This window comes from Rhodanobacter sp. Col0626 (genome assembly GCF_049994385.1).
Lineage (GTDB): Bacteria > Pseudomonadota > Gammaproteobacteria > Xanthomonadales > Rhodanobacteraceae > Rhodanobacter.
On sequence record NZ_CP188260.1, the window covers coordinates 996,983 to 1,023,315 of the forward strand.

Here is a 26,333-nt window from a genome sequence, read left to right on the forward strand (position 1 = left end):
TTAAAGGTTTCCACTGGTGCCCGACGGCGTGATGCTGCGGATGCGGGATCCGCTGATACCGTAGAACACGATGTACAGGTAGCACAGCAGCGGCAGGAAGAATGCGTGCTGCAGGCCAATGTGGTCGGCCAACACGCCTTGCACGTAGGGAACGATGGCGCCGCCCACGATCGCCATGATCAACAGGCTGGACGCTTTGCTGGTCATCGGTCCGAGCCGCTCGATGCCCAGCGCGAAAATGGTCGGAAACATGATCGAATTGAACAGGCCGATGGCGATGATGCTGACTACGGCCACCTCGCCGCTGCCGAGCATGGTGGTCACCACCAGCAACGCATTGATCGCGGCAAAGATCGCCAGCAGCAGGCGCGGCGAGAACTTGGCCATCAGCGCCGAGCCGAGAAAGCGCCCGATCATGGCGCCAAGCCAGTAGTACGACACGTACTTCGCCGCCTGCTGCTCGCTCATGTGCCCGATGTCGGGCATCGACAGGTAATTGACCATGAAGCTGCCGATCGATACCTCGGCGCCGACATAGAAGAAGATGCCGAGCACGCCGAACAAAACGTGCGGGTGGCGCAGTACTTCGGCGAAGCCGTGTCGGGCGTGATCGTCCTTGTCGGTAGCCTCGGTCAGCGATGGCAGTCGGAACAGCCACACGAAGACAGCCAGCAGGAACAGCACCACGGCCAGGCCGATGTAGGGTCCCTGTACCGCGTGCGCCTGCTGGGTCTGGTAGACCAGTTGATCGGCCGGCGCCAGTGTTGCCAGTTCGGTCGGCGTCTTCACCACGTTGGACAGGATCAGCAGGCCACCGAACCACGGCGCCAGGAAGGTGCCAAACGAATTCAACGCCTGCGCCAGGGTCAGCCGGCTGGAACTGGTGCGCTCCGGACCGAGCAGGGCGACGTACGGATTGGCGGCCACCTGCAACACGGTGATGCCGGTGGCCAGCACGAACAACGCGCCGAGAAACGCCGGATAGAGGTGAAGGTTTGCCGCGGGCCAGAAGCCGAGCGCACCGAGTCCGGCCACCGCGAGGCCGGCGACAATGCCCTTCTTGTAACCCAGTGCGGCGACCAGCCGGCCGGCTGGCAGCGCCATCAGGAAGTACGCGCCGAAGAAGGTGAACTGCACCAGCATCACCTGGGCGTAACTGAGCTGGAAGATCGACTTCAGGTGCGGGATCAGGATGTCGTTGAGGCAGGTCAGGAAGCCCCACATGAAGAAGATGATGGTGACCACACCCAGCGCCGTCGGGTAATCGGTGTAGTGCTCGCCACCAGTCGATGCATCGTTGCGGGTGGGCGGCGTGGACGGATTGGCAAAGGCCATGTGGTTTCCCCTGGAATGGATCAGGCGGTGGGCGGCGCGCAGCTGCTTTCGCGCACTACCAGTTGTACCGGTGCGATGGTCTGGCGGCTGGCGGCCTCCGGGTGCTGCAATCGCTGCAACACGAGTTGAGCCGCCTGTTTGCCGCGTTCATGCGGCGCGGTCGACAAGGTGGTCAGCGGCGGAACGCCGAGTGCCGCCTCCGCGATGTCATCGAAACCGGTCAGCGCGAAATCCTGGCCCGGGCGCAATCCGCGCTGGTTGAGGCCGAGCATCAGGCCCAGTGCGACGGCATCGTTGTAGCAAACGGCCGCGGACGGCGCGGACTTGCTGGCAAACAGGGTGCTGGTCTGCTGCGCCGCATCGAGTCGCGTCGGCGCGCATTCGATGCGCCAGTGCGGTTCGACGCGCAACTGCGCCGCCTGCATCGCCTCGGCATAACCGGCGTGGCGCTGACGGCACGAGCTGGAATCGTGGTGGCCACCGAAAAACGCGATGCGTCGATGCCCGCGCGCGATCAGGTGTTCGGTGGCCAACCGGGCGCCACGTTGGTTGTCCAGCATCAACTGGTCCCAGTGCGCGAATTCGGGCAGGGTGCCGCCCAGTTCGCGGTTGAACAACAACAGCGGTGCGCGCCGGCCGACCACGGCCAGCACGTCAGGCGCCTTGCTGTGTTCGGCCGGCGACAGGATGATGCCGCCAGGGCCATGCTCCAGCAGCGACCCGAGCACGGCCTGTTCGCGCACAGCCGACTCGCCGGTGCAGCCGAGCAGGGTCACGAAGCCGGCGGCGCCCAGCGCCTCATCGACGCCAGCGGCGAATTCGGCGAAGAACGGGTTGGCCAGATCGTTCAATACCAGCGCGATGCTGGATGATGTACGCCGACGCAAGTTGGCAGCGGCGCGGTTGTACACATAGCCTTGCCGACGCAGTTCTTCCTCGACCCGCGCACGCGTGTTCTTGTTGACCAGTGGACTGCCACGCAACACCAGCGACACCGTGGCGCGCGATACGTCGCAGCCGGCGGCGATGTCGTTCAAGGTGACCTTTCGTCCGATCGGGGTATGGCTTGTCATGCAGTTCGCCAGATTAGAACGATCCAAATGTAGCTTATCGTCGTAGTTTCGCACGTCGCGGCGCAACATGCGTTGTCGTCCACGAGATGTTAGCGTACGGACTTGAATCGATCCAAATTCACCTCCCGAGGACGCCGATGACTGCCCGACTTTACCGCATGCCCTTGTGGGCGACCCTGGGCGCCGCGTTCGGCATCGCTTCGTTGGCATCGGTGACGGCATTCGCGGCCCCGTCGACCGGCCATGCCGCCATGGTCGATCCGCGCATCGGCACCGGTGGCGACGGCCATACGTTCCCAGGTGCCACCGTACCGTTCGGCATGATCCAGCTCAGTCCGGACACGGCCATGCCGGACGTGAAGCACGCGTACAAATGGGCTGCCGGCTACCAGTACGGCGACAGCAGCATCATGGGTTTCTCGCATACGCACTTTTCCGGTTCCGGTCATTCGGATCTGGGTGACGTGCTGGTGATGCCGATTGCCGGTGAGGTAAAGCTTGATCCGGGCGATCCGAGCAAGCCGGGCAGCGGCTACCGTTCGCGTTTCTCGCATGACAGCGAAGTGGTGCAGGCCGGTTATTACGCGGTGACCCTGAGCGACTATGGCGTGCGCGCCGAACTTACCGCCGGGCGACGCGTCGGCTGGCATCGCTATACCTTCCCGACCGGCAAGCCGGCGCACGTGTTGCTGGACCTGCGTCCGAGCATCTATGACTACGCCGGCAAGGTGCTCTGGTCGAGCTTGCGCGTGCACACCGATGGCACCGTCACCGGTTGCCGCACCACGCGCGGCTGGGCACCGGGGCGCGAGCTCTGTTTCGCGATGCGCTTTTCGCAGCCGATGACGTCGCGCGAGTTGAGCAATCGCGAAACCGATGTCGGCTACAAGGGTTTCAAGGGGCCGGGCAACCAGGCTGAGGACCGTGATGCGCAGAACGGTCGCGCGCTGGTCGGCGTATTCGACTTCGGCAAGCTGAAGAAGCCGCTGGAAGTGAAGGTGGCGATCTCGCCGGTGAGCGAGGCAAACGCGGTTGCGAACCTCGACCAGGATGGCCAGGGCTGGAATTTCGACGCACGTCGGGCCGAGGCGAAGAGCGCCTGGGACAAGGCGCTGGCGGTGATCGACGTGGATGCGCCCGAAACCACCCGGACGCTGTTCTATACCGCCCTGTACCACGCGATGTTGTCGCCCACGCTGAGCATGGACGTCAACGGCGACTACCGCGGGCCGGATCATGCGGTGCATCGGGCGAAGGGTTTCGAGTTCTATTCGACCTGGTCGCTGTGGGACGTGTACCGCGCTCAGCAGCCGCTGATGGTTTTGTTGAACCCCGGACGCAGTACCGATTTCATCCAGTCGCTGATCGCCGCACGCGAGGCCAGTCCGTTCGGCATCCTGCCGGTGTGGGCATACCAGGGCCTGGAGACGTGGTGCATGATCGGCTACCACGCTGTGCCGGTGATCGCCGATGCGTACATCAAGGGCGTGCGTGGTTTCGATGCCCAGCGTGCGCTCGACGCGATGGTGGCCAGCGCCACCTATGCGCCTTACGGCGACCTGGCCGACTACATGAAGCTCGGTTACGTGCCGATCGACAAGGAGCCCGAGGGCGCCTCGAAAACGCTGGAATATGCCTACGACGACTGGTCATTGGCGCAGATGGCCAAGGCGATGGGCAAGACGGAAGTCGCCGCCACATTCGCGAAACGAGCCACGAACTGGCGCCAGGCATGGGACTCGAAAACCGGCTTCATGCGGGCGCGCCTGAGCGACGGCAAGTTCCGCGATCCGTTCGATCCGGAAGCCGCCGGTTACGGTAGCGACTACACCGAGGGCAACGCGTGGCAGTACTCATGGTACGTGCCGCAGGACGTGGCCGGCCTGGCCAGCGCGATGGGCGGTGACACGAAGTTCATTGCCAAGCTGGACGCGCTGTTTGACGCGAAGATTGACCCGGCGCACTTCAAGAATGTCGAGGACATCACCGGCCTGATCGGCTGGTACGCGCATGGCAACGAGCCGAGCCATCACATCGCCTACCTCTACGACTACGCCGGTGCGCCGTGGAAGACCCAGGCTCGCCTGAAACAGATCATGGACAGCCAGTACGCCGCGCGGCCCGACGGCCTCACCGGCAACGACGACCTGGGCCAGATGTCGGCCTGGTACGTCTTCAGTGCGCTGGGTTTCTATCCGGTCACGCCTGCCAGCGACGAGTACGCGATCGGTCGGCCATTCGTGGCGAAGGCCACCCTCCATCTCGATCATGGCCATACCTTCACGGTCACTGCCTCGCCGCTGGATGATGCGCATCCGTACGTGGGCTCGGTGACACTCGACGGCAAGCCGCTCACGCGAACCTATCTCCATCACGGCGAAATCGTCGCCGGTGGCGAACTGCATTTCACGATGCAGGCCGAGCCGAACAAAACCTGGGGAAGCACGGACGCGGCGCGGCCGACGGCAGTGAGTCATTACGGCCGGTGAGCGACGCCGGTGGCGCCATGGACGGCGCTTGAAAACATGGCAGAATGCCACGGCTCTTTACCCGTGGCGGATTTGTCGATGGTGCCAGCGGCATGAAAACCAGAGGAATCCTGCGCTGGCGCACCGCCGGCCTGTTGATCGCGGTACTGGCCATCGTGGGCCTGCCCTATATCGTTACGCTTTCCACGTCGCGCGAGACGGAACGTGCCACGGAATGGGTGATCCATTCCAACGCCGTGAAGGCAGTGACCTACGAACTGGCCTATCTGGTGCGTGACAGCGAAGGGGCCGACTATCGACTGCTGGCAGGCGATGACAATGCGATAACCCGGGAACGCTCGAAGTTCGCCGCCGATCGGGTGCCTGCGCTGATCCAGCAATTACGGGTGATGACGCAGGACAACGCGGACCAGCAGGTCCAGATCGGCGCGCTGGAAAGCTCCCTGAATGGTCGTATCGCCCTGATGAGCCAGGCGTTGGCCCGGTTGCACAACGGCGATGTCGCCGGTGCGCGGCAATCGTTGCGCGACGCCGGTGACCTGTTTGTCGTCAGCGACAAGATCGCCGATATCGTGCGCGACGAGGACCTCCTGCTGCAGAAGCGTCAGGCGGTCGCCACCCGCGAGGGGTTCCATGGTCGGATCGTGTTGGGGGCCTCGGCGCTGGCGCAGCTGCTGTTGCTTACCATCATCGTCGTCATGTCGGAGCGGCAGATCGGTCAGCGTCAGCTGGCCGAGGGACGCGAGGGCCGGGCGGTACTGCGTTCGCAATTGATCTTCCAGGCCGTGCGCGAGCCGATCGCCCTGTTCGACGAAAACCTGGACACCTTGCTGGTGAACAACGCATTCATCGGCATGTATGGCCTGGATCCGAAACATGGCCTCCAGCCCTTGGCCGAGATCGGCGAAGGCGCCTGGAACGACCGTGTTCTGCTGCAGCGGCTGAGCGACGTGTTACTGCGCGACCGCGAGTTGTGGGACTACGACATGATCCAGCGCACCGTGGACGGAGTCGAGCGGCATGTGGTGGTCAACGCGCGGCGCCTGATGCAGGGCGACATCGACAAGCCCGCATTGCTGCTGACGGTGAGCGACGTCACTACCCGCGCCCTGGCCGAGCAGAAAGTCAATGAGCTCAACCGCCAGCTCGAAGGCAAAGTGAGCCAGATTTCCGACGTCAACCGAGAACTGGAAGCATTCAGTTATTCGGTTTCACACGACCTTCGCGCACCGTTGCGTCATATTGCCGGTTTTGCCCGGAAGCTGGAGCAGCAACTGGGTGAGCACGTCGACGAAAAGGCGGCCCACTATCTCGATGTGATCGGCAGTTCCGCGCAACGGATGGCCCTGCTGATCGACGATTTGCTGGTGTTTTCGCGGCTTGGCCGGGGCGCGTTGCGGCTGCAGGCGGTGGACATGCAGTCGCTGGTCGAGGAGGCCAGCGCGCTGGCGGAGGCGGGTCTGGAGGACCGGCGCATCACGTGGACCATCGCACCATTGCCGATGGTCATCGGCGATGAGAATATGCTGCGCACGGTATGGCAGAACCTGCTCGGCAACGCGGTCAAGTACACCGGGCAATGCGAGGTGGCGCGCGTGGAAGTAAGCGTGCGACAGGGGCGCAATGGCGACTATGAATTCACCGTAGCCGACAACGGCGCCGGTTTTGACATGCAGTATGCGGACAAGTTGTTCGGCGTCTTCCAGCGTTTGCACCGCGCATCGGAATTTCCGGGCAACGGGATCGGGCTGGCCAATGTGCGGAGGATCGTGGCGCGCCACGGTGGCCGCGTATGGGCCGATGCCGAACCGGGGCAGGGAGCCCGTTTCCATTTTTCATTGCCGGCCACCGATGCGGCCGGGACACATAATTGATCATTGAGATCCCGTAATGAACAAGAAAGATTTGCGTACCATCCTGCTGGTGGAAGACAGCATGGCCGATGCCGAGATGGCAATGGACGCGCTGGGTGAGGCCCATCTGGCCAACCCGGTTGTGCATGTGGAAGACGGCGTGGAATGCCTGGACTATCTGTATTGCCGCGGCGCCTGGGCGTCGCGTGAAACCGGTGATCCGGCGGTGGTGCTGCTCGACATCAAGATGCCGCGCATGAACGGACTGGACGTGCTGACCCAGATGCGTTCGGATGAGCGGATGCGGCGGATTCCGGTGGTGATCCTGTCGTCCTCGCGCGAGGAAAGCGATTTGGCGCGCAGTTGGGACCTCGGCGCCAATGCCTATGTGATCAAGCCGGTCGACGTCGATCAGTTCTTCGAGGCAGTGCGCACGCTGGGACAATTCTGGGCTGTGCTTAACCAGGCTCCCGAGCAGGAGTGACCGATCGAGTCGTGACCCAGGGACGTGGCGGTGCACTACAGTTCGTGAGCAGCTTCCCGGCTTCGGGAACCACACAAGAGCGGCTGCGGGAATGACTATGCCAAATCGGTCGCATCGGGCAATGCCGGCTGTTCGCGTGCTGCAAGTCGAGGACAGCCAGCTCGACGCCGAGCTTGTGCTGGCGGAGCTCGATGCCGACCAGATCGGCTACGAAGTGCGACTGGTCGACGACGAGGCCAACTTCGTCGCCGCACTGAACGAATTCAAGCCGCATATCGTGTTGTCCGACCTGAGCATGCCGGGCTTCTCCGGCCAGCGTGCGCTCGAGCTGCTGCGACAGCGTGACGATGATCTGCCGTTCATCTTCGTCTCCGCCACCCTCGGCGAGGACGCGGCGATCGAGGCGCTGCGCAATGGCGCCACCGATTACATCCTGAAGCAGAATCCGGCCCGACTGGCCAGTGCGGTGCGCCGTGCACTGAACGAGGCCGACGCCCGCCGAGCAAGCCGGCGCGCCGAGGCGGAGCTGGTCCGTGCGCAGCGTTTCGAAAGCCTGGCGATGCTCGCCGGCGGGCTCAGCCACGATCTGCGCAACCTGCTGCAACCGCTGCTGCTCGCCGGCGACAGCCTGCAGGATTACCACGACGATCCGCGTCTGGCGCGATTGGGCAAACTGGTGCGCGACTGCGGCAAACGCGGCCTGGAAATGGTGCATTCGATGCTGTCGTTCGCGCGCGGCGCGCGGCGCGCGGAACAGGTGCGACTGGGTGCGCTGTTCAGCGCGTTCGACCTTCTGATGCAGGGCAGCGTGCCGCGCTCGGTGGCGATGGAACTGGTCATCGACGATCCGGAACTGTCTTTCGAGGGCAATCACACCGAACTGCAGCAATGCCTGCTCAATCTGTGCCTCAACGCGATCCAGGCCATGCCGGACGGCGGAAAGCTGAGTGTCGAGACCTCGCAGACCGAGTTGTCCGAGGACTTCTTCCTGCCGGAGGAACAGCCGCGACAGGCTCGATATCTCTGCCTCAGCGTCATCGACAACGGACCGGGGATGGATCAGGCGGTGCTGGAGCGTTTGTTCGAGCCGTTCTTCACCACCAAGGAAACCGGTACCGGGCTTGGCCTGTTGTCGTGCAAGCGCATCGTCGGCAGTCACGGCGGCGTGATGCGGGTGGACAGCGTGCCGGGCCGCGGCACCCGCTTCGACCTGTACATTCCATTGCTGGAGCTGGCTGCCGATCATGAAGCGGGCGATCGCGACGAAGGACTGGAGGGTTCGGCCGAGAGCGTGCTGGTGGTCGTGGAAGAGGCTGGTCAGCTGTCCCTGCTGACCGATACGCTCGACGCCTACGGCTACCAGGCGCATGCCAGCCAGAGCGGTACCGCCGCGCTTCAGTGGATCGAGGCCTGCGGCCTGCCGGAGGTGGTCGTGCTCGATGCCGACATGAACTTGTTTACGGGCGTGCGAACCCTGGCCGCGCTGATCGAGCAGGGATATGCCGGCGGGGTGGTTCTGCTGGCCCGTTCCGGCGAGCCGCCGGACCTGCACGAACTGCCGTCGCTCAAACACCTCTACGTGATCGACAAGCCGATTTCCACCCAGGTGTTGTTGCGCACTTTGCGCAAGGCATTGGGAGCTGCCGACAACGGCAGCTAGTCCACCCGTTTCACGTCGCGCGCAGTGCACTCAGGGGGTGTCCTTGTTGACGTACTACTTCGATCTGGCCCTGCGCAGTTGCCGGCGCAGCAAGGCGCTGACGGCACTCGTGGTGGTGTTGATGGGTTGCGGCGTGGCCACCTGCATGGTCACCTTCGCGGTGTTTCGCGCGGCCGCCGCCGACCCGATCCCGTGGAAATCGAACCAGCTGTTCGTGCCGCAGATCGACAACTTCGGGCCTGCGCACAACTGGAAGGGGCAGCCGCCGGTCCTGCTCAGCTACATCGATGCCAAAGCGCTGCTGCAGGCACAGCAGGCGCGGCGTCAGGTGCTGATCTACGGCAGCAAATGGACCGTGCTGCCGAACGACGTGCGACAGCAGCCGTTTCCGCAGGAAGGCGATGCGGTCAGCAGCGATTTCTTCGCGATGTTCGATGCGCGGTTCCGCTACGGCGGCGGCTGGTCAGCCAGCGATGATGACCAACGCGCGCCGGTGGTCGTCATCAGCAGCGCGCTCAACCAGAAGCTGTTCGGCGGCACCGACAGCGTGGGCCGCGAGATCAACCTGGATGCGCACGTCTATCGCATCGTCGGTGTGCTGGACGACTGGGATCCACGCCCACGCTACTTCGACGTGATGAGCACATACGATGCCTTCGGCCACCCACGGCAGCTCTATCTTCCGTTCAGCCGCGCCATCGATCTGCAGAAAGCCACCACCGGCGAGTTCTATTGCAGCACGAATACCGTCGATCCCGACCTGCCGGACTGGAGCAGCATCCTGCACAGCGAATGCGCATGGATCGCGGCCTGGGTGGAGCTGCCCACGCGCGCCGACGTGGCGCATTACCACGACTGGCTGAGCAACTACGCGGCCGAGCAGCAACACCTCGACCGCTTTGACTGGCCACCGAACGTGCGGCTGTCCGATGTCATGCAGTGGCTGCACCAGGATAATTTCAATGTGATACCGAAGTCGTCGGCACTGTCGGTGATCGTCTCGGTGAGTTTTTTATTGATCTGTCTCGTCAACGTGGTCGGCCTGATGCTGGCCCGCTTCATGCGCCGCGCGCCGGAGATCGGCGTGCGGCGCGCGCTGGGGGCGTCGCGCGGGGCGATTTATCGACAGTTTCTGGTCGAGGCTGCGGCGATCGGGCTGGCGGGTGGCGTGCTGGGGCTGTTGCTGACGGCGCTGGGCATGGCTGGTATCAGCAAGGTGTTCGAACCGGAGATCGCCCGGCTGGCGCAGCTGGATGCGCCACTGTTTCTGCTGACCGTGCTGGTCGCAGTGCTCGCCACCTTGATCGCCGCGCTGTATCCCACCTGGCGCGCCGCTCAGGTGCAGCCGGCGTGGCAGCTGAAGGTGAACGGATGAACACGATGCAGATTCGACCGATCATCGCCGCGCTGCGCCGGCACAAGATGGCCACGCTGCTGATCGTGCTGCAGATCGCGCTGACCCTGGCGGTGGTCAGCAACGCGCTGTTCATCGTCAAGACGCGGGTGGTGCACCTGTCGCGCCCAAGCGGCACCGACGAGGCACATCTGTTCGCGATCAACAACCAGTGGATTGGCCAGCCCGACGTGCCACATATTCATGCGCAGATGAGCGCCGATCTGGCGACCTTGCGCAAGTTGCCGGGCGTGCGCGACGCGTTTGCCAGCCAGGCCTATCCGCTGGAAGAAGGCGGCGGCGGGTTGGTACGCATCAAGCATCGGGTCGAGCAGAAGAAGCTGCAGCTGGCGCTTTCCTATTTTGCCGACGAGCACGCGCTCGACACGTTCGGCATCGCACTGGTGGCGGGCCGCAACTTCCGCGCCGACGAGATTGGCAGCCTCGGCCCGTACGACAAGGTGGTGCCGGCCGTCATCATCATTACGCGCGACCTGGCCCACAAGCTGTTCCCCGGCGGCGCGGCCGTGGGCCAGCGCGTTTATCTCAGGGACGAGGGTCCCAGCACGATCATCGGCGTGGTCGATCGGCTGGAGGGCAGTTACGCGGGCAGCAGCACACGTTCGATCGATGAGGACACCGTGCTGGTACCGGCGCGTTACGCCAGTGCCGACGACGGGGCGGCCTATGCCGGCGGGGTGATTTATCTGGTGCGCACGCAGCCGGGGCAACTGGAGGCGGTCATGCACGCGGCGCCAGCCGCCCTGGTTGCGCAGAATCGCATGCGCCTGATCAGCCCGGAAGACGGCATGGTCACGCTGGCGCAGGCACGCACGAACGCCTATGCCACCGATCGCGGCGTGGCGATCATGATGGGCGCGATGTGCGTTTTGCTGCTGCTGGCAACCGCCGGCGGCATCGTCGGACTGAGCAGCTTCTGGGTCGGCCAGCGGCGTCGTTCCATCGGCGTGCGGCGTGCACTGGGTGCGACGCGTGGCGATATCCTGCGTTATTTCCAGACCGAGAACGCCCTGATCGTCGGCATTGGCGTGGTGTTGGGCGTGGCACTCGGCATTGCCGCGAACCTGTCGCTCATGACGCACTACGAGCTGCCGAGGATGCCGTTGTGGGTGCTCGCAGTCGGCGCGCTGTTGCTGTGGCTGCTCGGCCAGCTGGCCGTTTTCGGTCCCGCGCGGCGCGGCGCTGCGGTGCCGCCGGTGGAGGCGACGCGCTCGGTGTGAGGCGCGCCGCGATCAGTCGATGCCGAGCTTCTTCAACTTGTAGCGCAGCGCGCGGAACGTGATGCCGAGTTTGCGGGCGGCAGCAGTCTTGTTGTAGCGGGATTCTTCCAGCGCCTTGACGATGGCCGTGCGTTCCAGGTTGCTGATGTAGTCGTCGAGCCCGCCATTGGCGCTGGCGGCCGGTGCCGCGGCGACATGCGCAGCGTCATGACCCGATGTGGCGGATGCGTCCTGCCCGGCCCGTGCGCTGCGCTGCGGCAGCATCAGATCGGCGGCTTCGATGGTGCTGCCGTCGCACATCGCCATGGCGCGTTCGAGGATGTTTTCCAGCTCGCGCACATTGCCGGGAAAGTCGTATGCCTCGAGTGTCTCGCGCGCCGTGATCGACAGCTGACCGACGGCTTCACCGCTCTTGCCGGCCAGTGTCCGCAGGATGAAGCTGGACAGCTGCGGCACATCGCCGCGACGTTCGCGCAGTGGCGGTACGCGCAGCTCGATCACATTGATGCGGTAGAACAGGTCCTGGCGAAACTGTCCCTGTTCGACCAGTTGACCAAGGTTCTTGTGGGTGGCCGAAAGGATGCGCACGTCGACCGGGATCTCGTCGCGACCGCCGATCGGGCGCACGGCCTTTTCCTGGATGGCACGCAGCAGTTTCACCTGCATGTGCAGCGGCAGTTCGGCCACTTCGTCGAGGAACAGGGTGCCGCCCTGGGCAGCCTGGAACAGCCCCTCCTTGTCGGCGCCGGCTCCGGTAAAGCTGCCCTTGCGGTGACCGAAGAATTCGCTTTCCATCAACTCGGAAGGGATCGCGCCACAGTTGACCGGCACGAACGGGCCGCTGGCACGCGGTCCCTGCTCGTGGATCAGTCGCGCCACCAACTCCTTGCCCACACCGGATTCACCAGCGATGTACACCGGCGCCTGATTGCGCGCCAGCTTGCCGATGGTGGTGCGCACCTGCTGCATCGCGGCCGAGTCGCCGATCAGGCGTTCGCCGGAGTCGCCGGTTTTCGCGGCGACGCCGCCGTTGCGCTTTTCCTCGGCGAGCCGCAGCGCGGTACGCACCAGGCCGCGCAGCATCTGGATGTCGACCGGTTTGGAGACAAAATCGAATGCGCCGGCTTTCAGCGCATTCACCGCGGCGTCGACGTTGCCGTAGGCGGTGATCATCGCCACCGGCATGTCCGGGCAGGTCTCGGCGATCAGTTCGATGACCTGCTGGCCGTTGCCGTCCGGCAGACGCATGTCGGTGAAACACAGGTCGTAACTGCGTTCCGCCAGGGCGCGCCGGGCCTCGGCCACGGTGCCGACGGCATCGACTTGCAGGTCCATCCGCCCCAGGGTGATGGTCAGCAGTTCGCGGATGTCGCGTTCGTCGTCAATGACCAGGACGGTCTGTGGGTTCATGGCACGGCGCGTGGCTATCGATACCACGGAGAATACCCGTCCCCGCCTTGCGGGGCAAAGACTGTCCGCGCCTGCTAACGCCCCAGCCTGCGATCGAAGAAGCTCACCATCACGGCGTACGCCTCGCGGGATTCGGGCATTTCCGGGTCCGAGAAGAACGAATGCCACATGCCGTCCCAGACATGCAGCTCGGCATCGACCCCGGCGGCGGTCAGCAACCGTTGGCTGCGTAGTACCGAGCTCATGGTGAAATCCCGCGTACCGGTGATCAGCAGGGTCGGTGGGAATTTCGCCAGCAGCGCGGGCGAGTTGGCCGGGAACACCAGCGGATCGCTGGCGCTGGCACCCTTGAAGTACGGCAGGTCGGCCAGCTTGAGCGGTCCGGCGGGCGGCGGATCGCCGTTGAGCATGGGCGCAATGTAGGTGGAGTCGCCAGCCAGCTCGCTGAGCGAACCGCAGAACGTGCCGACCGCTCCCGGCACCGGCAGCTTTTTCGAGATGATCCGCGCTACCGCCTCGCCGGTTAGCACGCCGCCGGCGGAGCAGCCGTAGATGCCGATATTCTTCGCCGGGTACTGCTTGAGCAGGGCACGGTAGACCGCCTCGACATCCTCGCTGGCGGCCGGGAACACATGTTCCGGGCCCTGCCGGTAGTCGACGCTGACGACCTTGATGCGCCCGAGGCTGGCGATCGGTATCGATTCGACCAGGGCGCCACCGTGCGCGCCCCACAGGAAGGCGCCACCGTGCAGGTTGATCAATACGCGATGGCGGTTTTTCGCGGCGATGCCCTGCTTGGGCATTACCACGTCGGTAACGACACCGGCGATCGTTTCGCGATGGGTCGTCACCGGGTAGAGCTTTTCCATGCGCGCGGCGCGATCGCTGTTGAGGCGGTCGTAGAAGTCGCGGCTTTGCGCGATCGGCGCGGTCAACGGTGGGGCCTTGCTGCCCGCGGCGAGCATCCGCGGGAAGAAGGCGCGTGCTTGCGGCGAGGCGTATGCCGAGTACGGGATGTTTGCCCCGGGCGTGGTCACGCTGCCGTCGGCCTTCACGCCGAATGGGGTGTGCTGCGCAAACGCACTCGTGCAAAAAAGTGCCGTGCCGAGCAACGCGGTGCGGAGCCAATGATTTCCGGCGGGGTGTGCATGACGGGTCGCGTGCACGGCTCTTTCCTCTATGGCGGCAACGGATTGCCGTAGCCGCCCGGCGACGGCGCGCGTGGATGTCATTTCGCGTTGACGGTCGCGGCGGCGGGTACGGCCTTGGCATCGGCGTGGTGCAGGATTCCCTGCAGCTTCAGGTACACGCCATTGGTCCAGCCGAAGCCGATCACGTTCTGACTGTAGCCGGCGCTGACCTTCACGTCCGCATTGCCCAGTGCCATGTTGTATTTCTCGCGGATGGTGCCGTCGTCGGCGAAGCCGCGGTCGACCGTGGCCGCGAACTTGCCGGCGATGCGCTGCGCGTCGTCGTGGAAGCCGTAGCGATCCAGGCCGGACACCGCCAGCCAGTTGGTCGGCGCCCAGCCGAACGGGTCGCCCCACTGCACGCCGGCGGGACGGTTGTCCATGCTCAGGCCGCCCTTGCGTTCGAAGATGGCCAGCTTGCCGCGCACCGCGGCGGCCTGCGGCGTGGAGGCCGCGCCGGCCCACAGCGGATAGAACGTGGTGATGTACGGCCAGGGCGAGGACTTGCCGGCGACGAAATCGTAGTCGCGGTACATGCCGGACTGCGGACGCCACAGGTACCGATCCATCGCTGCCTTGCGGGCATCGGCTGCCTTGGTCCAGCGTTCGGCTTCGCCGACCTTGCCCAGTTGCAGGGCGAAGTCGTGCAGGTCGCGTTCGTAGCGGTAGAGCAGGCTGTTCAGGCCCACGCCGGCGTAGTGATGGGTGGAGCCGCCGAAGGGTCCGAAATGCGCATTGGTGTCGAAGCCCGATTCGCGCATGGCGCGGTCGCCGTGGTAGTAGTCGGCGGTGAGGCGGTAACCGTCGAGCCAGGACCCAGCGCAGACCTTCGATGCGCGTACGTCGCAACTCGCCTGCTTCAGGCGCGCGGCTTCGGCCTCGTCCGGGTGTTCCATTGCCTTGATGAGGTAACCGGGATCCTCCGAGGGATGCGCGCGCAGCCACTTGATAACGCCGCGGTAGTACTCGCTGTCACGCGCTTCCAGCACGGGGCCGCTGCCCAGGTCGTAGTAGCGCGCCAGTCCGGTGTCGCCGGCGCGATGCTCGGGCCTCGTCCAGATGTCGTGGTTGCGCACGGCCAGCGGATACGCGCGGGCGAGCCAGGCGCGCCTGGCCTCGGCATCGGGGAAGCTCGCCGGATCGTCGAGCACGGCGACCATCATCGCGCTGAGAAACGGCGGCTGCGAGCGGCTGAGGTAATAGGTGCGGTTGGCGTTGAGCACGCCGCCGTAGTGCTCCACCTCGAACAGCGCATTGTCGACCATGTTCCTGGCCAGCGTGGTGCGCTGGTCGGCGACCAGGCCGAGCACGATGAAATAGCTGTCCCAGCCGTACATCTCGTTGAAGAAGCCGCCGGGCACGACGTAGGGGTGCGGCAGGTAGAGCACGCCCTGCGCGGGTAGCCTGGTGGCATCGATATCGCCAAGTCGGTCGATCGCGCGCGGCAACGTACGCACGTCGACGCCGCATCGTTTGCCGACCTCGGCGAGCCGCGTCGACATGGGCAGCTTCGCCGGCAGATAGAGCACCGGATGGCCGGCCACCTTGGTGTCGGCGAGCGCGGCGCAGTCGTCCATCGAGCGCGTCAGGGTAGTCCACGCTTTGTCGATATACACGCGCGTCTTCGCCGGATTCGGCGTGGCCGACATGGCCGTTGCCGCGGAGGCGGAAAATAGCAGCGCGGTCAGCGTCTTCATGAAGCGAGGATGCCGCAGGACGGCGGTGGGGGCTTTTCCGCAAGCGTGGCTGGATGAGTCGATCATGTCTGCTACTCCCGGTTCATGGGGTGGTGCGCAAGGTGCGGGTCAGGCCGACCTTGCCATGGGCATCGCGTCTGATCGCAATGTCGTAGAACTTGCCGCGGAAGGCGACGCGCCTGAGCGTCAGCGATTTCCACTTCGGCGGCAGCATCGGCGGATACGCTTCGACGAGGCCGTCCTGCTCGATGCGCAATCCGGAAAAACCATAGACGATGTTCTGCAACAGCCCGGCCGCGGCGGTGAGGAAGTAGCCGGTGTTGTTGTTCGCGGTCTCGGTGCGCACGTTGAACGGCGGCTTCAGCACGTTGGCGGTGATGTTGCGCTGGAACCACGCGCTGGCTTCGGCGTTGTCGCCCAGTGTGGCGGCCGCGATCGAGGTCGGTGCCAACCCCATGCTGTTGGGATCGCGGTGCGACTGCGTGATCGGTGCCAGCGCATAGTCGAAGTCGCGTCGGCGCAGCGCCGCGCCCATCGGCAGGTCGAGCGAGGGATAGGCCAGCATCGGCAGGGCGCTGCCGCCCCAGGAGTCGATGGCGTGCGGCACACTGGGGTCGAAATCCAGATGATGGCCGTCCTTCGCGGAGAACGGCACATACATGCGCGCGGCCATGTCCGCCCAGCGCGGATCCGGCGTGGTGCCCACGACCCTGGCGGCGGCACCGGCGATGCGCAGCGCCTTGGCCGCGGAGACGTTGGTGAAGGTGTCGTTCGGTACGTCGTTGTAATCCTCGTCGACCGAGGTGACGTGCAGGATTTCGTAGCGCTGCTGCTGTGCGTCGTACGTCACCCGGCTGGCCCAGAATTGCGCGACGGCGCGGATCACCGGCCAACCATGCTGCTGCAGCCACGCCTTGTCGCCGCTGGCCAGGTAGTACTGCCACTGCGCGATCGCGATGTCGGCATCGACGTGGATTTCGCGCTCGCCCAGCACATAGGCGAAGTGCGGGGTCTGCTCGCTGCCGTTCTGCGGATCGGCCTCCCACGGATACATCGCACCGCGCAGGCCGCGTTCGCGCGCGCGTTGTTCGGCGGCCGGCAGGGTGCGGTCGCGGAACATCACCAGCGATTTCGCGCGTTGCGGATGCAGCAGCAACAGCGCCGGGAATACCCACGAATCGCTGTCCCAGAAGGTGTGCCCGGCATAGCCGGTGGTCATGCCGCAGGCACCGATCGGCCATGCCGTGTCGCGGGTCGAGTTGGCGAGCAGGTAGTACAGGTCGGAGTGCACGATCCGTTGCGCCTGCGGATCGCCGTCGATGCGGATGTCGGTCTGCCACAGCTCGCGCCATGCCGCCTGGTGCGCCGCCAGCAGCGTCGTAAAACCCTTGCTGCGCGCCGCCTTCGCCAACGCGAGATCGGCGGCCGCATCGCCGCCCCAGCCTTCGCGCGATGCGGCGACGTACTTGGTGAAGGTGTAGGTGATGCCCTTGCGCACCGGCACGCGCAGGTTCAGGGCCAGGCGATAGTCGCTGCGGTAGAACCGCGCTTCGCGCGGCGTCAACCCTTCCGGCAACTGAATTGCCGCGGCCTCGGCCATGGCCAGCCCCTGTTCGGCGCGGCCGTCCAGCCGGAGCGTGAGGTCGCGCGCATCGCCGTCGCTGTCCAGCACGTGGGTGTCGCCGTGATACCAGAGCGGCGCGCGGTCCGGCGTGGCGGGCGGGACCGCCTGCAATTTCAGATTGCGCGAGGCGACCTGTTCCTGCATCTGCTCGCCGCTCAACTTGCCCAGCGCGAAACGCGGCTGATGCGGGGCCCAGGTGTTGAGTGCGAACGAAAGCTCGACCTCGCCGTCGAAATTCGGCGTGATCGAGAGTCGTGTGGCGGCCAGGTGCGGCGAAGCCTGGCTGACGAAGGTGGTCACTTCGACCGCCGTGGTCCTGCCGTGGTCGAGATAGCGATAACGCGTGGTCAGGGTGGCGTCGTGGAGATCCAGCGTCTGCCGGTAGCCCTTGAACACTGCCGGCGAGAGATCGACCTGGTTCATCCAGAAATGGCCGGCGACTGACTGGCCGGTGCTGTAGTCGATCTCGGTCCAGCCGGGGATGGCGGCAGGTCGCGCGATGTCGTCCTTCGCGTAATCCATGAAAGCGACCAGGTAGGCGAGGTTGCCCTCGGTGCCGCGCGGTGCGGTGAAGGTCGAGAGATAGCCGTTGGCCAGCTGGCCCGGGAAGTAGCTGGCGAAATCCTTCGCGGTGGCGCTCAACAGGAAGTCGGGATCGGTGGCGGCGAAGGCCGGGGAGGCGGCCAGCGCCAGCCACGCCAGCATGCGGGCGGACGATTTCATGCGTGTTCCCTGCGCAGGTCGGGCAACACGTCGAACGCGACCGTGAGGCGCGTCTGCTCGCTGGTGAACGGCACGGTGCCGTGCCAGAAATACGACGGAAACAGCACCAGCATGCCCTGCTCGGGGCGGATCACGTGCCGAGTTGGCAGGGCCGGAGTCGTTGCGATGCCGGGTTCGCCGAACGCCAGGCAGCCGTCATGGTTCGACGCCGCCATGTTGTCGGGCAGATCGACATAGAAGGCCGAGGAAATCCAGCCGCGCGGATGCACATGGTTGTTGTGATAACCCGTTGCGCGCAGCCTGACCGACCAGCTGCCATTGAAGCGGTAGCTGCCGTCGTTGCGGCGGCGCAACGGGTCGCTGCCGTGGCCGATGTGCGCGAGGTAGTTGCGGATCGGCGTGTCGAAAGCCTGGAACAGCGCCTGGATCACCGGGTCGGCGTTGCGGGCGAGGTCGTCAGTCGTCTCGGTGCCATGGCGCAGCGACTGGAACAACAAGGGGTGGCCGTGCGGATCGTGCAGGCGTTCGAGACTGCGTTTAAGGTCGGCGAGGAAGCTGGCCAGATCGAGCCACGGTGCGGGTGCCTGCAGCTGCTGCGGCAGCGCCAGCTGCGCGTAGTCGCAAAACGCCAGATGGCGTGCGTCGCCGAGCAGACGCCAGGCGGTGGTCTGCAATGCGATCAGGTATTGATCGTCGGGCGCGCCGGCCAGCAGGATCTCGCACTGGTCCAGCGCGCTGCGTGCATCGCCAATGCCGAGCAGGGCGGCGGTCAGCAGGCTGCGCGCGGCACTGGACGATGACATGCGCAGCGCGCGCTCGGCCAGCGTCCGCGCGGTCGCCGGATCGAATTCCAGTGCGGCCAGCCCTGCACGCACGAGCAATGCCGGGGCGGCCTGCGCCTGCGCGGCCTGTGTCGCCAGGCACGCATAGGCATTTCTCGCGTCGCCGGCGCCTTGCAGGATCGCGGCCTTGGCGGCCCATAACGCGTCGTCGCGGGGAAAGGTCTGCAAGGCCTGGTCGAGTGTGGCCGTGGTCTGCGCGCGGTCGCCGCTGCGCATCCACACCAGCCGAGCGAGGTGGCTGTGCGCATCGGCCCGGCGCGGTTCCAGTTGCAGGCCGTCGCGCAAGGCGGCTTCGGCGCGATCGAAATCGCCGAGCGCGATCAGGCTGCGCGCATGGGTGAAGTGGGCAGCTGCGGTCCGGTGCCCGCGGGCCAGCACGTGGCTGGCAACGTGCTCGGCTTCGGCAGGACGACCTGCTGCATCAAGGGCAATCGCCATCGCATGCGTCGCGGCCAGGTTGCCGGGCGACGCCTCTACAAGGCGACGATAGAACGCGACGGCCTCGTCCTGTCGGCCCAGCGCAGCGAGCGCGGCCACATGCTGGGTTGCCAGCTCGGCATCGACCTGTCCATCGGCGCACATGGGCGCGACCAGCGCGAGCGCTTCGGCTGGGCGCTGTTGGTCATTGTAATGGCGTGCAAGTACCAGGGCAGCGCGAGGCAGGCGCTGCGCCGCGCGCCGCAGCATCGGTTCGGCTTCGCTGCTGCGGCCGCCGTTGAGCAGCAGTTCGCCCAGCGTGGCAAGGGTTGGCGTCCAGTTCGGGTCGAGCGCCAGCGCCTTGCGCAGCAGAGCCTCCGCGGTGGCGATGTCGCCGCAGGCCTGCCGGGTGCCGGCGAGCAGGCGCAGCGCTTCGACACACCCGGGGTTTTCCTCCACGATCGTGGCGAGCTGGTCGTGCGCGAGGCGAAGGTCACCGCCCTGCAGCAACGCGTTGACGTCGCGCATGGCATCGAGCAGCGTCGGCGGAAACGTGGACATCGGCTCGGCGACCCCTCGTTCAACGCGCCGTGCGCGTCAGCTTCGCTTTGCCATCGGCACCGCGATCAATGCGAATGTCGTAGTGGCGGCCACGGAAGCTGATGTTCCGCAACGTCAGCGATTTCCACCCCGGCGGCAGCACCGGCGCATACGCCTCGGCCAGGCCATCGTCTTCGATGCGCAGGCCGCTGAGTCCATACACGAAGCTCTGCACGAAGCCGGCCGAAGTGGCGAGGAGGTAGCCTGCGTTGTTCGCCACGGTTTCCGTGCGCACGTTGAACGGCGGCTTCAGGAAGCCGACCAGGTTGCGCTGGATCCACTCACCCGCGGCCTTGCTGTCGCCCAGTTCGGCGGTGCCGACGGCAAGCATCACCATCATCATCTCGTTCGGGTCGTCGCCGTGCACCTTGAGCTCGTGCAGCTGGAACGCGAAGTCGTTGCGGCGCACCTGCGCCGACATCGGCAGGTCGAGGTTCGGATACATCAGCCAGGCCAGCGACGAGCCCATCCAGGTGATCTTGTCGTGCGGTACCGAGGCGTCGAAGTCGAGATGACGCTGGTTCTTCTCATCGAACGGGATATACATCTTCGCGGCGATCGTGGCCCATTGCGGATCGGGCGTGGCACCGACGAGTTTCGCGGCCTCGATCGCGAGCTGCAGCGACTTGCGCGCCGCGGCATTGGTGAACGAGTCGTTCGGCACGTCGTTGTAGGCTTCGTCGGGCGAGGTGACGTGCTCGATCTCGTAGCGATCCTGCGCTTTGTTGTAGGTGATCCGGCTGGCCCAGAACTGCGCGATCTCGTGGATCACCGGCCAGCCATGCTGCTTCAGCCAGGCGTCATCGCCGGTGGCGAGGTAGTACTGCCACTGCGCGATCGCGATGTCGGCATTGACGTGGATCTCGCGGTACACGTCGTAGGCGAAGTGCGGCGTGTGGTCGACGCCGGTCTCCGGATCGGCTTCCCACGGATACATGGTGCCTTTCACGCCGTACTGTTTCGCGCGCTCGCGCGCCGGTTGCATGGTGCGGTCGCGGAACATCACGATCGGTTTGGCGCGTTCCGGGTGCAGCAGGAGCAGGGCGGGGAACACCCAAGAATCACTGTCCCAGAAGGCGTGGCCGGCGTAGCCCGGGGTCAGTGCGCAGGCGCCCATCGGCCACGCCGTGCCCACCGTGGAATTGGACAGCAGGTAGTACAGGTCCGAATGCACGGCGCGCTGCACGTCCGCGTCGCCGTCGACCACGATGTCGGATTTCCACAGCGCGTGCCAGGCCGCCTGGTGTTCGGCGAGCAACGCGGCGAAGCCACGCTTGCGCGCGGCCTTCGCCAGCATCACGTCGTCATTGGCACTGCCGCCCCAGTTCTGGCGCGACGCGGCGATGTACTTGGTGAAGGTATAGGTTCGCCCCTTCCGCACCTTGGCGATGAGGTTGAGCGACAGCTTGTACGGGCCTTTTTCCAGCTTCACGCTTTCGATCGTGAGGCCCGGCGGCAACTCGATCGCCGCCGCTTCGGCCATGGTCAGGCCGTGTTCGGCGCGGCCGTCCAGCCACAGCGTCAGCGCCTTCGTCTCACCGTCGCTGGCCAGTACGCGGGTGTAGCCGGGATACCAGACGGCGGCGCGGTCTGGCGTCGGCACCGGCTTGTTGTCCAGCGTCTGGCCGCTGGCGATCACCGCGGCGATCATCTCGTCGCCGGTCATCGTCGCGATCGGGAAACGTGGCTGGTGTTCCGACCACAGCCGGATCGGAAAGGTCAACTGCACCGAGCCATCGAACTGCGGCGTGATGGAGAGCTGCGTTGCCGCCAGATGATTCGATGCCTGGCTGACGAACGTCACGACCTTCACGTCGGTCGACTTGTTGGCGTACACGAATCGGTAGCTCGTCGACAGCGTGCCGTCGTGCATGTCCAGCCTCTGCGTGTAGTCGGCGAAGATCTTCTTGTCGATGCGGGTCGAATTGAGCCAGCCGCCGCCGGGGTTGTAGTCGATCTCGCTCCAGCCGGGGATCGCGGCGGGGCGTGCGATATCGCCGGGCTGGTAATCCATGAACGCGACCATGTACGCGCGGTTGCCTTCGGTGCCACGAACCGAAGTCATGGTGGAGAAATAACCGTTGGCCAGGTAGCTGGGGAAATACGTGCCGAAATTTTCCGCGGTGCCGGTGAGCAGAAAGCTGGGATCGGTGGCCACTGCGCGCGTGCTTGCGCTGGCCAGCGACAGACCCAGGGCGATGCCGGCAAGCAGATGGTGGCGTAACGAAATCATCTCGACGTTGCTCCTCGGGTCACAAGGCAGGGCGCGGCTGGCGTGCAGTTCGAGTTCAGCGGCACTGGCGGCAAGCAGTGGGTGATGGTTGAGGCTCATGGCAGTGCCTCTGCCGACGACATCGCCGGGATGGCGGCACGGTCGATCTCGCGCTTGAAGAAGAACAGCGTGATCAGGATCAGCGTCATCGGCAGCAGCGAGAAATAGAACGCATGGATGCCGTCGAAGCTGGCGAACACCCGTGCCGTGATGTACGAGCCCATGGTGCCGCCAAGCGCGGAAAACACCACGATCAGCCCGGTCATCGCCGCATGCATCGGCTTGGGCAGCGAGCTCAGCGCGACCGAATTGATCACCGGGTAGATCGGCGCCATCAACAGGCCAAGTAGCGGGATCAAATACGCGGCGCCCGGCGCGTTGAACCAGCCCACGTGCGGCCGCGCCACGACACCGTTTGCCAGCGGCATCACCAGCACCACCAGCGCGCCCATTCCCACCACGCACACGTTGAGCAGCGTGTGCCAGCGCACGCGCTTGAGCACGACGCCGGCGCCGATGCGACCCAGTGCGGTCATGCCGGCGAGGATGCTGGCGAACTGGATGCTCATCGCGTTGGGCAGCTTGAGGATCTCGTTGTTGAAGGTAGGCAGCCAGGTGCCGAAACTCTGTTCGATCAGCACGTACAGGAACGCCGAGGCGAGGAATACATAAACCAGCGGCCGCACGAACAGCTGCAGCATCTCCAGCAGCGAGTCGGCGAATGAATTGTTGTGCCCGTGCGCATGCGCCGCACTCTCGTCGAGCCGGCTGCCCGCCAGCAGCACGATTACCAGCACGCAAGCGCCGGTAATCAGCCAATACACGTTGAACCAGCCAGGATTGCCCGGATGAGCCGAATCGACGAAGGCGCTGAAGATCCAGTTGCCGCCGAGCACGCCGACCATGAACAGGCCCTCGATGGTGTTGGTCAGTCGCGAGTGTGCGACACGGTCCGCGGTGAGCAGGCCGATCGAGGAATACACGCAGACCTTGGTCATCGCAAAGCCGATGCCCACGCAGGCGAACAGCAGCCGCGTGGTCAGGAAACTCGGGTAGAACGGCATCAGCACACAGGCGACGCCGACGACGGCCAGGGCCAGCATCATCGAACGCCGATAGCCGAACATCGGCAGAAACGAGGCGACGAGGAACGAGGTGACCGCGATCGTCAGATCCTTGTAGCGTTCCAGCGCGCTGGCCTCGGGCTTGTCGATGCCGAAGGTGGCGATCGACTGCAGGATCACCGTGCCGACGCTGTTGAGCAGGATCGCGAAGATCATGTAGATCAGCGCCAGCGCGACGATCATGCGGATTCGGTTCATGCCGGTGCCCGGGGCTGACCTGCGGAGTGGCGGCGGACCGGATCGTGGCGACCCGGTCCGCCGGTGGTGGAACGGCGGTGCGTCAGAACTTGTACTTGACCTGGAAGTTGACCTCGCGACCCTCCAGCGGACGAGCCAGGATCACGCCGTTGGTGCCCGAGGCGGAACCGAAGATGCGCGAGTTGCTCTCGGTCAGGCCCAACTCGTTGGTCATGTTGGTGCCCTGCACGCGCAGCTCCCAGTTCTTCTGCACGTCCGCCACGATGCCGAAGTCCCAGGTGTCGTACTTGCCCAGCTGCTGCAGGCCGGACTGGTCCTGCGTATGGTCGCCGACATGGGTGTAGGTGACGAAGGCCATGATGTCGCCCCACGCGAACGGGAAGCGGTAGCTGGGCGTGAGCATGTAGCGCACCTTGGGCTGGCGCTGCAGTTGCACGCCATTGATGAAGGCACAACCATCTTCGCCGGTGACCGAGTTCGTGAACGACAGGCACGAATTATTGTGTGAGTAGTGGCCGTCGAGGTAATTGGCCACCACCTGGATCCGCAGGTTTTCCGTCGGCGTGACGGCACCGGTGAGGTTGATGCCCTTGGAATCGGAGCCATACAGCGACAGGTTCCCGATCGGTTTGCCGGCGCCGTCCGTGGGCTGGAAAGGCAGGCCATTGAACTGCTTGTGGTAGGCGCTGATGTCGGCGTAAAGGTACTGCGACTGGTACTTGAAGCCACCCTCGAAGTTGAAAACCTTCTGCATCGGCGCCGTGTTGCCCTGTGCATCGCCGCGGATGCCGTTGTCGAAGTCGGGGAAATGCGCGCCCTTGTTGACACGGACATATACGCTCATGTTCGAAGCCAGCTCGTAGTTCACGCCGAAGGTCCACGAGGGATGGGTCTTGTTGTAGCTGGTATGCGTATAGGTTCCATCGCATACCGGCACCGCGTTGTTGTACAGCGTCAACGGATTGCCGTCGGTATCTATGACGCCGGTGACCGGTTTGCCGTCCGCGTCAACCCGGCCATCGCTCTTGAAATTGCACATGTCGGTGGACGCGTTCTGGTTCTCGACGCGCCCCGACAGGTCGAACAGCCAGGGACCGACGCGCCAGGTGTCGGACAAGTAAAACGCCTTGTTGGTGGCGGAGCCCCGGTTGGTGATGTTGAAGGTACCGTTGTCCAGCAGGCCCTGGCCGTCCGTCAGCTGATAGGTCTGGCCGCCGTCGACGTAGCTCACCTGGATGGGTTTCGCGTGCGGCGCATTGGTCATCAGCATCTGGTTGCCCAGCGCCCATCTGTCGTCCTCGGTGTAGTGCGCGAGGTAGACGCCGGCGGTCAGGGTGTTGCCGTCGAAGATCTCCTTGCTGAGGCGGAAGTCATTGTTGATGTTCTTCAGGTGCTTGTGGATGAACCAGAAGCCTTGGTGGATCACGCTCTGATTGGGATCCACCAGGCCGCCGCCGTTGACGTAGGAGGCCGTGGCCGAACCTGCGGGCAAGGCGAAGCCGCCCTGGTCGGTCGACACGTTGTAGAGCTCGTCGTTGAGGCTGGCCGGGTTTGTGCCTGAGAACAGCGCGGTCGTGTTCATGTCGCCGCCGTCGAGGAGGAACTTGTCCGAGATGTTCCAGCCGTCGCCCAGGTCGTAGTCGAAGTTGCCGCCGAAGAAGCTCATCTTGGCGCCGCGTCCGTTGGCGAGGTTCGCGTCGGTGCCGCCGCCCGGATAACCGGCGAGATGTACGTGCTGGATATCCTTGCCGTAGTAGGTGTCCTTCAGCGGATCGAAGCCCGGGTAGGCATGGAAGTCATCCGAGCCGGACTGCAGCAGCGGGATCGGCGTGATGAACTGGTTGCGGTCGTTGAGGTAGCGCGCGTACAGCGTCATCGTGCCGTTGTCGCTGTCGTGGCTCACCGTGGCGGTGAACTGGCCGCCCTTGTCGGCAGGGAACTGCGGATCGCGCACACCATCCGAATCGCGATAGAAGCCACCCACGCTGCCGAACCAGCTATCGGCCAGCGGGAAGCCCAGGAACAGGTCGGTGCGGCGCAGGTTCTCGTTGCCATATGTCACGCCGAGGCTGCCTGTGGGTACGTCGGTACCCGTCTTGAGCATGTAGTTCTCGGTGGCGCCGATCTGGCCGTCGGCGAACACGACCGAGGGACCGCCCTGCAGGATGTCCACGCGGTCGATGGTGTCGTCGAGGCGGAACATCGAGGTCTGCTCGAAGAACGACAGCGAAGGCATGCCGTACAGCGGCGAGCCCATCATCTGCACGGTGTTGAACGGAGCGTCGCCGCCGCCCGGGAAGCCGGCGATTTCGATGTTGGCGCCGGTCTGGCCGCCGGTGGATTCCGGCCACAGGCCGGGCGAGATCTTCAGCAGGTCGGCCGCGCTCTTCGGGTTGGCCATCTTGATCTGTTCGGCGGTGGCGGTGACCACCGAATAGCTGGTGTCTATCTTCTTCAGGCCGCCGGTGGCGGTATTGCCGGTCACCACGATCTGGTCGAGGTTCTTGGCGTTCTTGCTGTCCGCTTTCTGCTGTGCGGCGCTTTTCGCCGGCGCCGGGGTGGTGTCTTGCGGTGGCACCGTATCCTGTGCGTTTGCAACACTGCACACGAGAACGGCAGCGATCGCCGCGCAGAGGGTCAGCCGGGTCAACTGCTTGTTCTTCATTGCCGTTACTCCCCAAAATGTTTTTGTGATTCGGCACCATCGG

Annotated in this window: 16 protein-coding genes; 6 read left to right on the top strand and 10 right to left on the bottom strand. The window is 64.9% G+C overall.

The window, feature by feature from the left end; all coding sequences use genetic code 11:
• The gene (locus ACPPVV_RS04065; protein WP_426702197.1) at nucleotides 1-1,335 is read right to left on the bottom strand and encodes a sugar MFS transporter; all 1,335 of its coding nucleotides are present in this window, start codon (nucleotides 1,333-1,335) and stop codon (nucleotides 1-3) included.
• Between the two features lie 20 nt (nucleotides 1,336-1,355).
• Nucleotides 1,356-2,408 carry a LacI family DNA-binding transcriptional regulator gene (locus ACPPVV_RS04070; protein ID WP_426702198.1) on the bottom strand — a complete coding sequence of 351 codons (1,053 nt, stop codon included), beginning with the start codon at nucleotides 2,406-2,408 and terminating at the stop codon, nucleotides 1,356-1,358.
• Nucleotides 2,409-2,566: 158 nt separating this feature from the next.
• Between ACPPVV_RS04070 and ACPPVV_RS04075 the strand changes: the two genes are divergently transcribed.
• The 6 genes from ACPPVV_RS04075 to ACPPVV_RS04100 all read left to right on the top strand — a co-directional run bounded on the left by ACPPVV_RS04075 (nucleotide 2,567) and on the right by ACPPVV_RS04100 (nucleotide 11,528).
• The gene (locus ACPPVV_RS04075) at nucleotides 2,567-4,897 is read left to right on the top strand and encodes a GH92 family glycosyl hydrolase (protein WP_426703160.1); all 2,331 of its coding nucleotides are present in this window, start codon (nucleotides 2,567-2,569) and stop codon (nucleotides 4,895-4,897) included.
• Between the two features lie 92 nt (nucleotides 4,898-4,989).
• The gene (locus ACPPVV_RS04080; protein ID WP_426702199.1) at nucleotides 4,990-6,771 is read left to right on the top strand and encodes a sensor histidine kinase; all 1,782 of its coding nucleotides are present in this window, start codon (nucleotides 4,990-4,992) and stop codon (nucleotides 6,769-6,771) included.
• A gap of 16 nt (nucleotides 6,772-6,787) precedes the next feature.
• Entirely contained in the window at nucleotides 6,788-7,234 is a 447-nt protein-coding gene (locus tag ACPPVV_RS04085; protein ID WP_426702200.1) for a response regulator, read from the top strand.
• Nucleotides 7,235-7,355: 121 nt separating this feature from the next.
• A complete protein-coding gene (locus ACPPVV_RS04090) occupies nucleotides 7,356-8,894 on the top strand; it encodes a response regulator (protein WP_426702201.1) in 1,539 nt (512 codons plus the stop codon).
• Between the two features lie 43 nt (nucleotides 8,895-8,937).
• Complete coding sequence (locus ACPPVV_RS04095) at nucleotides 8,938-10,269, top strand: ABC transporter permease (protein WP_426702202.1); 1,332 nt, start codon at nucleotides 8,938-8,940, stop codon at nucleotides 10,267-10,269.
• The gene (locus ACPPVV_RS04100; protein ID WP_426702203.1) at nucleotides 10,266-11,528 is read left to right on the top strand and encodes an ABC transporter permease; all 1,263 of its coding nucleotides are present in this window, start codon (nucleotides 10,266-10,268) and stop codon (nucleotides 11,526-11,528) included. The genes ACPPVV_RS04095 and ACPPVV_RS04100 overlap by 4 nt, the downstream gene beginning before the upstream one ends.
• A gap of 12 nt (nucleotides 11,529-11,540) precedes the next feature.
• Here ACPPVV_RS04100 and ACPPVV_RS04105 read toward each other — a convergent pair whose 3' ends face one another.
• The 8 genes from ACPPVV_RS04105 to ACPPVV_RS04140 all read right to left on the bottom strand — a co-directional run bounded on the left by ACPPVV_RS04105 (nucleotide 11,541) and on the right by ACPPVV_RS04140 (nucleotide 26,290).
• Nucleotides 11,541-12,938 carry a sigma-54-dependent transcriptional regulator gene (locus tag ACPPVV_RS04105; RefSeq protein WP_426702204.1) on the bottom strand — a complete coding sequence of 466 codons (1,398 nt, stop codon included), beginning with the start codon at nucleotides 12,936-12,938 and terminating at the stop codon, nucleotides 11,541-11,543.
• A gap of 74 nt (nucleotides 12,939-13,012) precedes the next feature.
• Nucleotides 13,013-14,104 (bottom strand): alpha/beta hydrolase, encoded by a 1,092-nt coding sequence (locus ACPPVV_RS04110; RefSeq protein ID WP_426702205.1) that lies wholly within the window; start codon nucleotides 14,102-14,104, stop codon nucleotides 13,013-13,015.
• A 62-nt stretch (nucleotides 14,105-14,166) separates the two neighbouring features.
• A complete protein-coding gene (locus ACPPVV_RS04115) occupies nucleotides 14,167-15,825 on the bottom strand; it encodes a trehalase family glycosidase (protein ID WP_426703161.1) in 1,659 nt (552 codons plus the stop codon).
• A gap of 82 nt (nucleotides 15,826-15,907) precedes the next feature.
• Nucleotides 15,908-18,172 (bottom strand): glycoside hydrolase family 65 protein, encoded by a 2,265-nt coding sequence (locus ACPPVV_RS04120; protein WP_426702206.1) that lies wholly within the window; start codon nucleotides 18,170-18,172, stop codon nucleotides 15,908-15,910.
• Nucleotides 18,169-19,992 (bottom strand): putative 2OG-Fe(II) oxygenase, encoded by a 1,824-nt coding sequence (locus ACPPVV_RS04125; protein ID WP_426702207.1) that lies wholly within the window; start codon nucleotides 19,990-19,992, stop codon nucleotides 18,169-18,171. The genes ACPPVV_RS04120 and ACPPVV_RS04125 overlap by 4 nt, the downstream gene beginning before the upstream one ends.
• 19 nt (nucleotides 19,993-20,011) lie before the next feature.
• Nucleotides 20,012-22,264 carry a glycosyl hydrolase family 95 catalytic domain-containing protein gene (locus ACPPVV_RS04130; RefSeq protein WP_426703162.1) on the bottom strand — a complete coding sequence of 751 codons (2,253 nt, stop codon included), beginning with the start codon at nucleotides 22,262-22,264 and terminating at the stop codon, nucleotides 20,012-20,014.
• 95 nt (nucleotides 22,265-22,359) lie between these two features.
• Complete coding sequence (locus tag ACPPVV_RS04135) at nucleotides 22,360-23,625, bottom strand: MFS transporter (protein WP_426702208.1); 1,266 nt, start codon at nucleotides 23,623-23,625, stop codon at nucleotides 22,360-22,362.
• A gap of 82 nt (nucleotides 23,626-23,707) precedes the next feature.
• On the bottom strand, nucleotides 23,708-26,290 hold the full coding sequence (locus ACPPVV_RS04140) for a TonB-dependent receptor (protein ID WP_426702209.1): 2,583 nt from the start codon (nucleotides 26,288-26,290) through the stop codon (nucleotides 23,708-23,710).
• Between the last annotated feature and the right edge of the window lie 43 nt (nucleotides 26,291-26,333).